Raw genomic sequence first — 16586 nt, 5'->3', positions numbered from 1 at the left:
AAAGCAAGTTGTCTCGTCCTAGAATAGGTTGACACAAAACAGTGTAAACTTATGTCAGGACAAACGAAGAAAAGAGGAGCTACAATTCCTCGGTTATTAAGACAAGCAATTATTCAGGACTATCTAAGTGGTAGGAAAAGCTCCTATATGTTAAGCGTGGAGCATGGGATTGACCAAAAAAATATAAATAAGATGGTTAATCGTTATCAAAGAGAAAATCCTCTTACCTTAGAGCAACTATCAATCCCGCAGCCTATGAAACGTAAAAAGCACAATCCGTCCGATGATTTAACTCTGAGACTAGAGAATGAAGAATTAAGACGTCAACTAGAAGCTGCTCGTCTTAAACTGGAAGGCTACCAAATTATGGGTGATATTCTGGATGAAGAATATGGGATTGATTTGCTAAAAAAGTTAGAAGCCAAGCAGTCTTCAAACTCAAAGAGCGACACTCAGGAATAAGTCTTGAGGTTCTTTGCGGGCTGTTTGGCTACTCCAGACAAGCATACTATAAGCAACTTCACAGAAATGCAAATCAATATATGAGAGAAGATTTTATCTTTGAGCAGATTCGTTTGATCAGGCAGCCAATGCCACGGATAGGTTGTCGTAAATTACATGCTCTACTCACTGAAAAAGGAATAACGATTGGAAGAGATGCTCTTTTTAAATTATTACGAGAAAATAATTTACTGATAAAAAGAAGGAAGAAATATGCCATTACCACCAACTCTAAACATTGGATGAAGAAATACCCGAATTTAATACGAGGCTTTCATTTTACTAAGGCCAATCAATTGTGGGTAAGTGATATTACTTATATCCCAATTGAAGGAGACTTTGTTTTCTTATTCCTGATAACGGATGTTTATTCACGTTTGATTGTCGGATATCACCTCTCGCACACCTTGGAGAGAGATGGAGCCGTCAGGGCTTTGGAAATGGCTCTCAAAAGGATAGAAAGGAAAGATCTGGAGGGATTAATTCATCATTCTGACCGGGGAAGTCAATATTGCAGCTATGACTATGTCAACCTGTTAAAATCGAAAGGAATTCGTATCAGTATGACAGAAAGCGGAGACCCTTACCAGAATGCAGTAGCAGAACGAGTAAATGGGATACTAAAGGGAGAATGGCTGGATCATGAACATTATACCTGTTTTGATGACATTAAAAATAGAATTGACGAGATTATAGATATATATAATACTCAGAGACCACATCTGAGCTGTGATATGAAGACCCCGATCCAAGCGTATGCAATGACCGGAGAAATCAAAAGGCATTGGAAAAAGAGAAAGTACCAGATAAAAAAGCTAGCTTTATCCGATACTTTGTAAACCTATAGCAGGACTATTAAAAATGAAATACAATTTAACTTATTATTACTCAGAATCTGTCAACCTATTCTAGGACGAGACAAGTCAATATATCTTATACTGATGTCAAAATAAAATCGTGGTTTTGCAATTTATACGAATCTTTCGAATGTAGTGATATTGAATATATATAGTGTAATTTATAATATATTTTATTGTAATTATATATTTATAAATAAATATTATACTATATATTGTACTATATTATTGCTTTGAAGGATTCGAGTTCCAAAATTATCGCTACATTTAAGTAGTATTATTTATAGTATAAATATAATATCATGGATTTAAAATATACTGTTAACGATAGAATGATTTCATCCATTGTTTCTATAGCTGAAAAAATAGGAAGGATAAAGGAAATTAGACATGCACATAAACATGTTGACTTTGATATAATGTGTAATGTGAAAAACTTGCAGGATATATTGAATCTTGAAAATATAGATTATCCAGAGCGAACTATTCGGGATTTTCTTAACCACAAATTTATAGAACAAGCAAACTTGGAAGATTTTCATTTTAAAAGAATATCTAATCCTACAGCCGTCTATGCTAATATAAAGAAATACAAGCCTGATGATCTAAAGGCATTTCTTAAAATTGCGGGTGTGTTTACAAGTTATGGGCTAGATCGAGATGAACTAAAAATTGCAATAAACACATTGCGTAATCAAGAAAAAGCATTTGCACTACGAATTGCAAAATTTTGCTATTTTACCTATAGTTATACTACTGACAATTATTTAATTCAAACGTGGCTGATAATCTTATTTTATAATGAAATAGGATGTATTTTATATTTACCTTATGCCAAGACTATAGAACGAGATTATAGTATATATAAATTAGGTGAATATTATAGTGATATATTAACTGCTAAATGTGAAAAAGCTAATTCTTTAAATCCTTGTATTGAATTCTATTTGTCTTTTATAGACTCCATATTAACTCAAAGTTTAGAAGTAGACTATAAATTATCCAAACCTATCTTGGGGCGTGTTGAAATGCTTAAAGACAAGATTAAAGAACCTTTTTCGCGCAAAGACTACCGTACTTATTATGATATATCAGGGTCTGCTGCCAGTAAAGACTTAAAAGAAGCGGTTGATAAAGGTATCCTTATCGTAAAGGGGGATAAGATAAATGCGAGGTATTGGTATAAAGTGGTATTATAAATTCTTCTCAAATACATTCTCTTGATGCCATTGGAGAACTTCTTTTCTAGGATGAAATAAATTGTTTTGAGGAAGTATAAGTTCTTTATTATTGAACTGACCAATGGAATATTGGCTATTGTTCTCGATGAATTTCTTTGAAACAATAACTTTATAATTACTATCAATTGTTATTAAGCCACTATCAAAAACACGGTGAAAATTGGGACAAAGAGCAATGCCATTTCCAATAGTATCGTCATGTCCAACTGAGAAAGGTATAATATGGCAAGCATCAATTAGAGAGTGACCACAAGCTGAGCTAACTCGCAATCCTGTAATACAACAGGTATAATCGTATATTTGAGGAATCTTCTGCTTAAAAACATTACTCCGGATATAGATTTCTTCTTCAAAGCTTTCATCATCTTCAGTTTCCTTAAGCTGTTTAATCTTCTTTTTGTATTGAACAGCAGATTCCCGAAGTATTTGCTCTGCAATTAGGTCTAGATAGTCTGTATTACTAAGTCTTGAAGGTTCAATATTCGAGAAATATTTATCAATAAGTGTTTTGCGTAGGATTTCCCTATCTATGCTTCGGTTTAAGTAAAAGAATAGATCTTTATCTATTTCAGCATATTCAATAGACTGAATAAGAGCTTGAAATGATCTAATAGAATTTCTATTTGTTAATGGGATATTCATACCCGATTTTACAATCAATTTCCAAAATGGTTCATTGGAGAGATGATAGAATGGAAGAGTAAAGTTCATAATATGCGAAGTCTTCACCCAGATATTCCAGTTGCTTTTGAATAAAGTAATAAGCTCAGCTGTGATATAAATACGTTCATCAAAGACGTATCCCTTTTCTATCGCATCAATAATGCTAAGTAAAAGTACTGGTTTGTGAGGTGCACCTCCATTATTAGGTGCTCGCCTCAAATGAGTAAAAGAATGTATGTAATAATCGATATTCTTCATTAATATCAGTGGGTTATGACACATTAATCATTTACAACTAAGATGTAAATGTATCAAATTTTTAGGTTATAGGTAAAACTGTAAAAGATTTAATTATATCTTTAATGATTAACTGTTTAAACTTAGAGGCTGTTTCAATCTCATAGTTAATTGTTAACCTTCTGTAATTTAGTCGCTAATTAACTATTGCATCTCACGTTATGCTTCAGCTCTCAGGATTAGGCTGTTCGTAGGAGTATCCAACAATCTTGAATTTTCCATTTATATTAATACATAGCCATTGCCGTATTTAATTGTTCAATAATTCTTGCTTCCTCATTATGCCCGTCGGTTGATAACCGAAGCAATGGAAGTCCGATAATTTCTAAAATGTGATTTTTCCTACTGTCTCTTTCCCGTTGTAATCTATTGTCGTGAAACGATACCCCATCGACCTCAATAGCTAAAATGGGGGTTTTATCCATTTTGTTATACAGTAGAAAATCGAGCCTTGAATTGTTCTTTATGAATTGAATTTCATCTTCAGAAAATAATTGGAAATCCCGAACAAGGTCTCTAAGCCGATATTCTCGAACCATATCAATTGACGAAAATTGGACGTTGTTTTTAAGTATATCTTCATTCAATAGCTTATCAATAATAATCTCTGCAGCAGACCCTTTTATATTCTTGTTCGATGAAAGAAACGAAGTGAAGACTTTATTGTATTCTTTATATAGAAGGTCAAAAACGGAACAGATACGACCTTTAACAATCGTTTCATTGGGGTCGGTGGTATAACATATATAGCGTATCATATCACCGATATTTGTTCCGTGAGGAAGCTCCATTGATTCAGGCTTTACGACAATAAATTCTTTAACGGCTCTTGATACAGCTACGTTAATAAGGTTAGGATTATCTATAAATTCCCCGATTTTGCTTCTGACCGTATTGAATATAATCACATCTTTCTCACGCCCCTGAAATTTATGTATCGTGTCGGCTTCCGCACCATCGGGTAGTCGCTTTTGCAGCATATCGGCATGTTTTCTATAGGGAGCAATAACTCCGACTTCCGTATAATTCATTGAAAAGTTTTCTCGTATATAAGAATCCGTTTCATCTATCTGTCTTTGATTATAATTATCTCTTTCTCCGGATATATTTGTTTCTATGATTCTGAACGGATGATTACTTCCAGCAGTCATAACAACTAAATTATTATTGTAGTATTTCTTATTGCAAAATCCAATAATAGTAGGATGACATCTGTAGTGTTCTTTCAGTAAAACCGATTTTACGCTATTCCCATACAAACTTTTCAACGAATTCAGAATATTCTGTTTGACATAATCATATACAGGAGAAATGTTGTACTCTACTTGAAATTGCTCTGCAGCCTCTTGGCTCTGTTTATCTACAATATGAGTTAGCTGCAGACTATCTCCGACAACAATCACATTTCGACAACACGAAAAACATACGGCAGACTTTATTATATCTACCTGTGAAGATTCATCTATAATCAAATAGTCGAAAAGATATCCGCCAGGGATACTTGTGTGAAGTGAGAGAGTAGAACTTAGTATTACCGGATAACGCTTTGCAAAATCATTAAACTGCTTACGATAATCTTTTGCATTAAATTCGGCTCTGTCTAGACAATTATACTTCTTGAATAACTCCCCATTGAATACTTCTTTTGATGTATCAATAAAATGTTTAAGGTTAGATTCTTCATTATTAGAAGCTAACCAGTTTTCAACGTCCAGTATTTCGTTTTCTATTTTTGTTATATATAGTTCATAGAATTTATGATTTGCATAGATGGGTAATTCTTCACCATAAAGACTTATACTCTTAAGGTCAAATAAGCCATAATGAAAGAATAACCGCAACGTATTTTTGAGAGACAGTCTTCCTTTAAATTCTATGCATGATAACAAATCTTTTAAACTCAAAATTTTGCTATAATTCCATTTACGACGGAATTTTTTATCGAGCATAGATTTTATATCTTGATCGAGTGGCTGCTCTGTTTTTATATGTTCAAATTCTATTTCAGCATCTGATAGTTCCGTTTTTAAAGTGGCTAATTTATTTCGATACTGAAAACATTTAGTTAGTATGGAGTCTAATTCCTCAATCTCATTCTTTGCTCTTTTTAATCGCTCTTCCGAAATTTTAAAATTTGGATCGACTGTTTGTTCTTCAATACTGTCAAAGAATGAAGTTTTATTCTCTTTGTTCCCAAGTGATGCAACAACCATACCATAGCCATATTTCTCTAGCTTCTCCCGTACATTGAACACGGCAGAGTTATTGTTAGAAACAATTGCAACAGTTTTATTCTGTACAATAAGATTGGCTATTATATTTAAAATTGTTTGTGTTTTTCCTGTACCCGGAGGACCTTCCACAATACTGATGCTATTTCTTAGAGTTGTCTCAACTGCCAATTTCTGACTTTCGTTGCATCCGAAAGGGTAGATGAGGGTTTCTTTAGATGTGGCAATAGCAGGATTAGTTCCATCAATATACTTGGATAACGCAGACCTTGATTCTAATAAATCTATACCCTCAAGAGCCTTGAGCAATATTTCAGAACTTATTTGATTTGGATTTTTGTTTTCTGTCTCCTCTGCTGGAATTTCAAATGATACTCCTCCTGATCTTTTCAGTATTTCTTTAAAATAGTCGATAATTGATTTAGCTTGATCTGTGTCTTTTTTTATATTACAAATTTCAACGTCAGAACTTTTTTCAATAGGATAAGAATAGTTATCTCCATTGCGGAAAATCATATAATGACCGTAATTATCAACTGTATTATATTTTTCATTCAATTTGCCATTCTCGTATATGCGAACATTTTCGCATGTTGATATAAACGGATAGTACTTAACCTTATCAGCTCCGTAACTATAGCTTCTTCCATTACTAAATGTGACGCGATATCCGTTGTCGGTACGGGTAACTGCTGAAACATCTCTCCTGTATTCGAACTTTAGATATGTTTTATTTTTCAAGTATATTAGGAACGGGTACTTCATCGATCACTTTTTATTATAAGTTGTTGTAATAGTAGTATTATATTCCATAATAGTTTAACAAACATAGACAAAAAACTTTATCAGAAACGGACAATATCATAAAAATCAGAATCAGAATTTCATTATTAATATGTAGATTTGTAATAGAAGTATCTTATTTCTCTTATGCTTATATGAAAACAACACGCTTTATTATACTCTGTGTTTTTTTGCTGCAACATCTTTGTTCTTTTGCACAATCTAACTTGTCAGATAGCCCACGCTCTTCATCTGAAGTACATATTTATAAAATAAGTAAAGATGATTTACGAAAAATACATCTTAAAGAAGAAGGCTTTGATGAAGATATGCTAAAGACTTTTGTGTCGAAATATAATGCAGGTGAAGATATTCCCACTTTACCAAAAGGGAACTATGTACTAGTAAAAGTGATAGATAACCAGTTAAATTATACAGAGTATACAGTAGATAACCTTTATGCCAAAATAGTGCCTTCAGAAAAATTTGTCGTGTGTTTATACGACTCCTTGGGCAACATAATAAATGATGCTGAAGTGAGAAAAGGTTCATCAAAGTTAAAGTATGATAGAAACACGCAAACATATAGCACCAATAAAGCAAAAGATGAAGATATAATCGAAATAGCTCATAATGGAGTTTTCCATTACCTGAAAATAGAGGAAGGCCAATACCATGATAACTATAATTTTTTTGAATCAACTTGGTCGAAAATGAAATGGAGATGGGGCGGACTAAAAAATGGAATAAAGTACATCTTTAATCCATCTGAACGACCTTCAAAACAGAAATATACCGGTTTTATTGTGTTTAATAAGCCCAAGTACAAACCGGGCGAAACCGTGAAATTAAAGGGATACCTATCAGAATATAACGGAAAAAGATATGATAAGCCTGTCGGTATTCGATTACTCGGTAGTCATAACTCATTCAATATTGATACAATCCTAACCAAACTAGATCCCTATCAACCAGGTATGTACAGCTATGAATTTAAGCTGACCGATGAATTGGATTTAATGTTAGACAAAGGATACTCCATATCACTGATTACTGATGATAAAAATGCAAATGCCGTGAGAGATTATTTCAGATATGAAGATTATGAACTTAAGGGCATAAACTTTTCGTTAAAATCGGATAAGAAAGAATTTGCGATGGGAGATTCTATCAATTTGGCGATGAAGGTGACAGATGAAAACGATATGGCTGTTTACGATGGGAAAATTGAAGTTCTGGTAACTCCGGATGGTTTCGATTTGAACAAAATAAAAATGATGGAACCGGTTTTTATCCCGGATACACTGTGGAATCACACTGTTGGCTTATTCGGATTATCCGAAAAAGGATTGATTATTCCTGATTCTGTTTTTCCTCCGAATGTAGATTTAAAGTTCAAAGTGAAATGTACTTATTTCAGTGCAGATAATGAAAAACATGTGGAAACATTATCGCTGGAGAAATTAAATAAAAAGTATACGTTAGATTTTTCATTAGATCAAGGTATGCTCTCTATTAAAGAACTTTATCTGGGAAAATCTCAACAAGCATTGGCAAAAATTATAATCAGTGGGGAGAACGATGAGTGTCTATATAATGATTCTGTTATGTTGCCACACACATTAGCGATTCCTTGGAATGCAGGTGATGTAGCCGTCGCAACCAAGAATACAAAAGACTATTATTTTTCTGATGATATCGCAGAAGGACATCAGCTTGGGTATAAATTTTATAGAAGCAATGATTCTATTTATCTAAAAGTCGATAATCCTGCAAAAATTCCTTTTTGGTATACTATCCGTAAAATGAAAAAAGAAATTGGCAGGGGTTATACAACACAGTTAAACTACTCAATCAAAGATACCGGAGAGGATGGTTATAGTATGCAGCTTTCTTATTTGTTTGGAGGAAAAAGTCAGTCAATAGAAGGCTTATTACCTTTTGCCAAGAAAAATATGACTCTGGATGTGACGACTCCTACAACTGTATATCCGGGACAAACAACAAATGTTCAGATCTCGGTAACAGACAAAAAAGGAAAACCTGTAAAAGACGCAGATATTACAGCCTATTCTTTTACATCCAAGTTTAAGAACTATTCAATGCCTAATATTCCTATTAGAGGCAAGGCTCGTTATGCCAAGCAGTTTTATAATACCCGTTATGAAATGGATGATGATTCTTATTATAATAGTAAATCAAGTCTGACATGGAAAAAATGGGCTGGTGCAATAGCTCTGGATACGGTCGAATACTATAAATTTTTATATCCGGAAACATATTATGTATATAAGGAACAATCTTCCAACGGGAAGACACAGATATCCCCTTTTGTCGTTATTGACGGAGAAGTACAAGGAGTGCATATGTTATGGATAGACGAAAGGCTTTATTATACGAATCAATCCCAACATCAGGATATTTATACTTTTGAAATTGATCCGGGAAAACACAGTTTGCGTTTTCGGACTCATAACAGGGAGATATTGGTCTTGAATTTTTATATCGAAGAAGGCAAGAAAAACATTCTGTCCTTCAATGCCGGGAAACCATATACAAAGATTCCGTATGAGGATTCTATGCAAGTACCTTTCGTCTTAACTTCCAGATTATTGGATAAGAAAGAACAAGGATATTTATCGGATAAAGAGGTTTCAGAGCTTAGCTCTCATTTAATAACCATAGATAATAACTTCGGAGAAACAGAATTGCCCAATGTTCGCCAAAGAATTGAGATTCCGGGTTATATTAATACAGGGAATACGCTCTATTATTTAAATTATACAAACAGAAGTACTTATGACCGAACTTTAAATATACAAGTTAAAACTCCTATTCTGGCAGGGCCCTTTCCTAAGAGAAATATTCTGGGAGGACTCTCAAATATAGCTTCAGTTTATGCGGGAAACAGGCTTTTAGCTAATGTTGAAATTGAAGGAGGAAATCATTATACCTTATATCCGAATTATCAGAAAATAAAACAATGGGATAAATCGGTAGTAAACAGAAGTATATCAGCATTTAAACCCGCGTTGAGCTTTAAACAACAGCCACAAACAAAAGAAGATATAGAGAATCAGATAAAGACTAAGATTATAGATGCTATGTGCTCTACAAGAGGATTTGTCAATATCAGGCAATATAATAAAAGTTTTAGAGGTATTGATTACAAACTGGAGTTGATCACGGGAAAAGACACAACGGGGATGTCAATAACCCCTGCACTCATTTTAATCGAGCCAAAAAAAGAAGAGGACCGGAAGGATTTTCAACTTTATTATGGAGGAACCAGAGATTTTAATAACCTACCAACAGAGGAACTAACTCTTCATCTCATTTTTAAAGATTCGACGTCATACAGCTATTCTATACAGTTACACAAAGGAGGGAAGAACTACTTAAAGCTGGATTCTATTGCCGATTATAAAAAAGATTCTGAAATATCGAGAGTTGCATATAACTTGTTCAACAAAGGTATTAAGATTCACTCTGTAGAAAATCCATATATTTCAAAACCAATAAGAGATACTCTCTCTTTGTCTCCCATATTTGATACGGGTAAATTTAGTAAGGAAAATGAAAATAAACGGATTGTGACCGGTATAGTGAGGGATAATGAAGATGTTGTTATCGGGGCCACTGTAAAGATTAAAAATACAAACAAAGGAGTTATCACTGATTTTGACGGACGGTTTGAAGTAGATCTAGATGGAAATGCTACTTTAGAGGTGATGTATATAGGATATAAGACCAAAGAAGTCAATGTGTCAACAGGTCATGATTATAATATTACCATACAAGCAGATGAACAGCGATTGGATGAAGTGGTAGTTATTGGTTATGGTGTACAGAAAAAGTCAAGCCTTACAGGGTCTGTTGTTACTATCAATCCTTTAGATGGCTATTTTGACAATCAAGTTTTACAAGGCAGAGTGGCAGGTTTAATGATTAGAGGAGCATCTAGTACGGATGCTAAAGCAAACCCTTTAATAATTATAAATGGACTTCCTTTTGATGGTACTCTCGAAGATATTGATGCATCATCAATCTTATCGCTAAATGTTTTGAAAGACGCTGCAGCAACTTCTATTTATGGTGCACGTGGTGCTAATGGCGTAATTATGATTGAGACCAGTGCATTATCTTCTTCTAAAATTGCAGAATCTGAGAATATCCCTAATGAAGAGCCGGGTAATACTATTAGACGGAATTTCCATGACGATGCATTCTGGCAACCAAAACTCAAAACCGATGAAAAAGGAGAAGTAAATTTCGAAGTAACTTATCCCGATGATATAACCAACTGGAATGTCTATTTCGTTGCTTTGGGAGGAAAGAATCAGTCAGATACGAAACAAATGAGTGTCAAAGCGTTCAAGGCTTTATCTGCACGTCTATCGACACCTCGATTCGCTATCAGGGGAGATAGCCTGAATGCCATAGGCAAAGTAGCTAATCATTTTGGTGACAGTTTAACATTAACTCGAACTATTGATATAGATAATAACAAGCAAGCTGGAAAAATAAGAATAGGTAATTCTCATGTAGACTATATACCCGTGCATGCAATTAATGAGGATAGTCTCACACTGGCTTATTCTTTGCAAATGGAGAATGGCTATTTTGATGGAGAAGAGCGCTCATTCCCTATTTTTGAGCAAGGTTTGCTACAAACCTATGGGGATTTTAAAGTAATCAATGATTCGTCAGCTTATACATTAAAGACGGATCCTGAACTTGGAGAAGTTACCCTTTATGCTGAAGCCTCAAGTTTAAATCTTTTCTTGCGTGAAATAGAGAGTATTGACCAATATCCATACATGTGTAATGAACAGATAGCATCCAAAATTAAAGCACTATTGGCAAAGAAGTATATCTGTAGAATACAGGGAAAAGAATTTAAAGAAGACAAGAAAATTAATGGTCTTATCAGAGACCTGAACAAAAATAAAAACAACGAAGGGCTCTGGGGTTGGTGGAATAAAAGTGAATCTGTGATGTGGATATCGAAACACATCATAAATGCACTACTTGATGCAGATGAAGCGGGATACAAAACAGAACTAGATAAACATACGCTGGCATTAGCTTTTGAACAAGAATTAAAGAACAGTTTATCTAGTCTTCCTTTAACTGTGGATAAAAAACTGCCATATGCTAAAGGTGAATTGCTTGACAGACTTATTTTCTTAAAGAGGTTGAATGCTGCTGTTGATTATAAGACATATCTATATCAAGTGGATTCCCAGTTGGAGAATTCAACAGCTAGGGACAACTTAAAAACAATGCTGGTGATGTCTTCTATCGGACTTCAAGATTCGATAAGAATAGATTCATTAATGCATTATTCCGATAAAACGATTCTTGGCTCTCTCTATTGGGGTGAAAAGAAAAAAGGAAAATCTCAACTGCGATACTTTTATAGCCCGGATGAAACAAATACAGAAAACACTCTGTTGGCATATCAAATATTGAAAAATCTGGGAGGACACGAAAAAGAATTGGAAAGTATTCGAAACTACTTCTTTGAACAAAGACAAAATAATACATGGAATAATATTTATGAATCATCACATATTATACAAACAATAATGCCTGATATGCTAAAGCGAGCAGATAGTTATACCAATGTCGTGATGAATATGAATGGAACCAAAATTTCAGAATTTCCGTATACAGCTAAATTCGATTCAAAAGAAAAAATTCAAATAAGCAAAACGGGGACTATGCCTTTATTTGTAACAGCCTATCAAAGGGAGTGGAATAAAAATCCGATAAAGGAAAAATCGAAAGGGTTTGAAATATCGACAACGTTCAAGATAGATAATGACAGCGTAGCTGATTTAAAAGAGGGTAAAACCACGATATTACGGGCAACACTTAACCTCTCAGGAGATGCTGAATATATACAAGTTGAGATTCCTATTCCGGCAGGCTGTTCTTACGAGTCAAAGACTAGGAGTAATTATTGGAAAGAGGCGCACAGGGAACACTATAGAGAAAAAGTAGTAATTTTCTGTAACAAATTATCGAAAGGGCAACATGTATTTGACGTTGAATTGTTGCCAAGATATACCGGTCGTTATACACTCAATCCTGCAAAAGCAGAGTTGATGTACTTTCCTGTTTTCTATGGAAATGAAGAGATTAAAACAACTTTGATAAAATAATAAGATTTTCACTTTATGAACATCAAAATAATTATCCAAGCAGCTTTTATATTCCTTTTTTTACTTGCGGGTATGTCATGTGAAAAGAAGGGAAATAATTATTCAGGCAATGAACAACGGTCTTTTTGCTATTGGAACACGAGCTATGTCTCTGATTCTGCCCTTTGGAATAAATTGGAGGCAAACCACCTGTATGTACGCTATTTCGACGTAGATTGGGATGATCTCTCGGGAGAACCCAAACCAATAGCCTCTATCTGGAGCAATGATTCATTACCATTTAATTTTACCCCTTCGGTATTCCTAACCAATAAAGTTTTTGAAAAAAGTAGCGAACAGGTATTAGACTCACTTAGTGCAAAAATAAAGCGCCGGATAGACGATATTACAACTAGTTTTGGAGCAAGCGCTTTCTATGGACGGGAGTATCAGGATAGACATTTGAATCAGGACTCCCTCAGAAATATTGTAATTGGCGAATATAAAAACAGATATAAGGACATTCTTATTGACTGCGATTGGACAGCAGGGACAAAAGATAAGTTTTTCTATTTTCTGAATCGGATCAAAAAAGATTGCAGCAGTAAAAATATCACAGTAACACTGCGTTTGTGGCAATATAAACAGACTAAAACTGCAGGTGTTCCTCCTGTCGATCGTTGTTTACTAATGTGCTATAATATGCAAACAGCCAACAATTTTAATGTGAAAAATTCGATAGCCTCGCTCGATGAGTTGAAGAAATATATTTCAGGCGATAAGTATCCACTAATATTAGATGTTGCATTACCCATTTTTAGTTGGGCTGTCTTGTTTCGGAACGAGCAATTTGTTGGCTTGATAGGCAATGCCACAGATAAAGATTATAAAGATAATTTTATTGAGTATGAAAGTTTAGAGAATGGGCGATATAGATCGTTGACAGATAAAGTTATCGGGAATTATTTTATGAGGAAAGGAGATATCATAAGAGTTGAAAGTATATCAAAAAAAGAACTCAATGATATGGCACAATATATCAAAAAGGAAATACCTATGGACAAGTATTCGCGGATAACATTTTTTTCTTGGAATAAATCATATATTGAAAATTATGGCACAGAAGAAATTAAAGAAATATATAGTTTATTTGGCAAGTAGTCTTTTTCTACTTCCTTCGTTGCAATCTAAAGCTTGTGGATTTTATGAGACAGAGGCAGACTACAGGGCGATGATGTTTAGGGTCTCTTTGCCTTGGTTAAAGTGCATGCAGCCATTTTATTACACGACATCTTCTTTCTATTACTTACCCGTAGACAACCCTTTAGTGAGCGATCCTAACGGGAATGATCGTTATCGTAATTGCCTCGAATGGCAAGTAGCCTGCAATAAAAAGCCATCCATAGATGATATATATGTTATTCAATACGACACTGATCCGGCTTCATTTATCTTATCATATGAAGAAAATACGTTGACCAGTGTTTTTAAAAACAATTCATTCATTAAGTATCTGGTAGAAGAAAAAAACAAAGACTTACTCGACTACATGCTATTTGCCAAAAGAGCAGAACTGTATGAAGCAGGAAGGAGTAGCCACTTTGAAGATTGGGATTACAATAGATATGATGACGGAAGGGATGAAAGGGGAAAAGCTAAATCCGAGTTGTTAGATAAGGCCAACGCTAAGTTAAACTCAAAACTCTCCCAATTTTTGAAAGAACGCTACGCCTTTCAGGCATGCCGTTTGTATTATCAATTCGATCAATATCTCGAAGTCGTGCAGACGCATGAAAAATATTTTGGGAAAATAGATCAGAGAAGCCTGATGAGCGTATGGGCGGGATTATTTAAAGCTATGGCCACCCCATCAGATAGTATAGAGTATCATCGTTTGCTGATACACGTCTTTAATAATTGCGATGAGAAGAAATTCAGATGCGTGCAGCTATTCAGAGATAATTTCGATGAAAAAGAGCTTAAAGCGGAGGAATTAAGCATCGCTCTGGTTATGATGGCTTTAAAAAATCCGGGAAGGTCTCTAGAGCAGATAAAAAAAGCATTTGAACTAGACGAAAACAATAAATACATTCCATTCTTAATTCAAAGGGAAATCAACAAACTGGAAGATTGGATAATAACTCCACTTTTCTACGATAAATACTCTATCACAAACAGCGATCCTTTTCGATGTGCATATTACAACGAATGGTTCGAGAAATACAAGAAGGAGCACCCCGAAGAATACAAAAACGATGAAGAGGAATCCATATTACAACAAGAGAATCTTATAACTGATATGAAATATATCAGTCAGCTGAAAGCTGTCTTGTTAAATATGTTACCTGGTTCAAGTAGCGACATAAAGAATTTTTATGCAATCAGTTTAGCACATTTATCCTTATTAGAAGAGAACAGATCGGATGCCCAAAAGTATATGTCTATGATTTCGGATAAAGCTAATCCGTCTATACTTTTACAAAAGAAAGTTGAAAGTCTTTGGTTGGCAATTAAAACTCAAAATATTGAATCCGATAAATTCAAAGATTACTTTGTGAAAAACATCTCTGATTTGGAACGTATTTCAATGCCTAACTTCGATAACAATAAGATGCTGTTTACAATTAGTTTATCGTTAGCAAATGAATATCTGAAAAGGGATAACAGAGTATATGGCAATCTCTTCCGTTTGAAAGCCGATTGGTATAATAATAAAGAAAGCGATTGGTATTTTTCTTATTCCAGAAATGGTGATTCTTACTATACAACTGTATATTTTGATATAAATGCCACTACATCCGATATGGATATGCTTATCAGGTTATTGGAAAAGCCGAACAAAACTCCTTTCGAGGAACTCTTATGTGGTCAGTCACTAAGCTCAATCAATGCCTATAAAGAATTGAAGGGAACGATTGCATTCAGAAATAATGAACTGAAATTAGCATATACTACTTTTGCCTCCATGCCTCAGGATTACTGGCGAAGTGAAAATTTTTCTTTCAACAGTTATCTCAACGAAGACCCTTTTGTTCCTAAAGGTCTAAAAGCAGATAAATACCGGTCATTCGATTATAGATTTAACAAAGCCGATTTTATAAAGGAATTGATAGAACTAGAGGAAAAAGCCTCCCAAAAAGATGAAAAAAATTCTGATTATTATAATAGGCTGGGAGATGCTTATTTTAATACCACATATTGGGGAAATTCATGGATGATGACACGCTACTCTTGGAGTTGCAATGATCGGGATTATTCTAAAATAGATTGTCTCCCTGAATGGATGCGTAACTACATGACAGCTGGAACGGCTCGACGGTATTATGAGAAAGCACAGGAGAAAGCTGTGAATGAAGAACAAAAGGCGTATGCTACAGTTATGCTTCGTTATATACATTATCTGAATTTTTCCTTCCGATCGCAAGACTATGATAAACGATTGGCTGAAAAATATAGGGATAATCTGGCAAACTATGAATATACCAAGGCCTATCAAATATACAGATCGAATTGTATTGCTCCCTTTATTACAAACTAATAATCTGAAATTAAAACGATTTAATATCCAAGAAAACAGATTTTTTTCGTCTTAATCGCGCTCGAATTCACAATTGGAACAAAGATTCTGGAAAGTATTTTCCGTCCAATATTTCGCTTTCACCAACCTTACGTGTTGTATGTAAGTGATTGATATAGATAGTAATGAATGTAGATGCTATTGTGCTATTGTGTTACTTTATTAATATATTAAATATCTATGTATTCTGTATCTGGTGGTTAAAATAATGCTATTAATTGGTGAGGAATTAGATAAAATGCTTTATTTTTGTAATGGTTATTAAGATAATGTCCATTAAATAATGA

General features: G+C 34.2%; 8 protein-coding genes. 6 read left to right on the top strand and 2 right to left on the bottom strand.

All coding sequences use genetic code 11. The features are described from left to right. Positions 1-255 precede the first annotated feature (255 nt). The 3 genes from BGC7_RS18145 to BGC7_RS01760 all read left to right on the top strand — a co-directional run bounded on the left by BGC7_RS18145 (position 256) and on the right by BGC7_RS01760 (position 2557). Entirely contained in the window at positions 256-462 is a 207-nt protein-coding gene (locus BGC7_RS18145) for a hypothetical protein (protein ID WP_255351445.1), read from the top strand. After that, a complete protein-coding gene (locus BGC7_RS01765; protein ID WP_050699843.1) occupies positions 459-1340 on the top strand; it encodes an IS3 family transposase in 882 nt (293 codons plus the stop codon). Before BGC7_RS18145 ends, BGC7_RS01765 begins: the two co-directional genes overlap by 4 nt. A 320-nt stretch (positions 1341-1660) precedes the next feature. Next, positions 1661-2557: a hypothetical protein gene (locus tag BGC7_RS01760; protein ID WP_050699842.1), complete on the top strand. Its 897-nt coding sequence runs from the start codon at positions 1661-1663 to the stop codon at positions 2555-2557. Here the strand turns inward: BGC7_RS01760 and BGC7_RS01755 are convergent. Next, on the bottom strand, positions 2552-3520 hold the full coding sequence (locus BGC7_RS01755; protein ID WP_157258618.1) for an HNH endonuclease: 969 nt from the start codon (positions 3518-3520) through the stop codon (positions 2552-2554). The two genes, BGC7_RS01760 and BGC7_RS01755, sit on opposite strands and share 6 nt — an antisense overlap. Before the next feature lie 266 nt (positions 3521-3786). After that, positions 3787-6555 (bottom strand): AAA domain-containing protein, encoded by a 2769-nt coding sequence (locus BGC7_RS01750; RefSeq protein ID WP_050699840.1) that lies wholly within the window; start codon positions 6553-6555, stop codon positions 3787-3789. Between the two features lie 173 nt (positions 6556-6728). Between BGC7_RS01750 and BGC7_RS01745 the strand changes: the two genes are divergently transcribed. Genes BGC7_RS01745 through BGC7_RS01735 form a run of 3 tightly spaced genes read left to right on the top strand, consistent with a single transcriptional unit; the run spans position 6729 to position 16260 of the window. Then, positions 6729-12743, top strand: coding sequence for a carboxypeptidase-like regulatory domain-containing protein (locus BGC7_RS01745; protein WP_050699839.1), 6015 nt, complete (start codon positions 6729-6731; stop codon positions 12741-12743). 15 nt (positions 12744-12758) lie between these two features. Continuing rightward, complete coding sequence (locus BGC7_RS01740; RefSeq protein WP_050699838.1) at positions 12759-13883, top strand: hypothetical protein; 1125 nt, start codon at positions 12759-12761, stop codon at positions 13881-13883. Next, a complete protein-coding gene (locus BGC7_RS01735; RefSeq protein WP_050699837.1) occupies positions 13837-16260 on the top strand; it encodes a hypothetical protein in 2424 nt (807 codons plus the stop codon). The genes BGC7_RS01740 and BGC7_RS01735 overlap by 47 nt, the downstream gene beginning before the upstream one ends. The last annotated feature ends 326 nt before the right edge of the window (positions 16261-16586 follow it).

The organism is Dysgonomonas sp. BGC7 (assembly GCF_001261735.1).
Taxonomy (GTDB): domain Bacteria; phylum Bacteroidota; class Bacteroidia; order Bacteroidales; family Dysgonomonadaceae; genus Dysgonomonas.
This window is presented reverse-complemented; position numbering and strand designations above follow the sequence as displayed.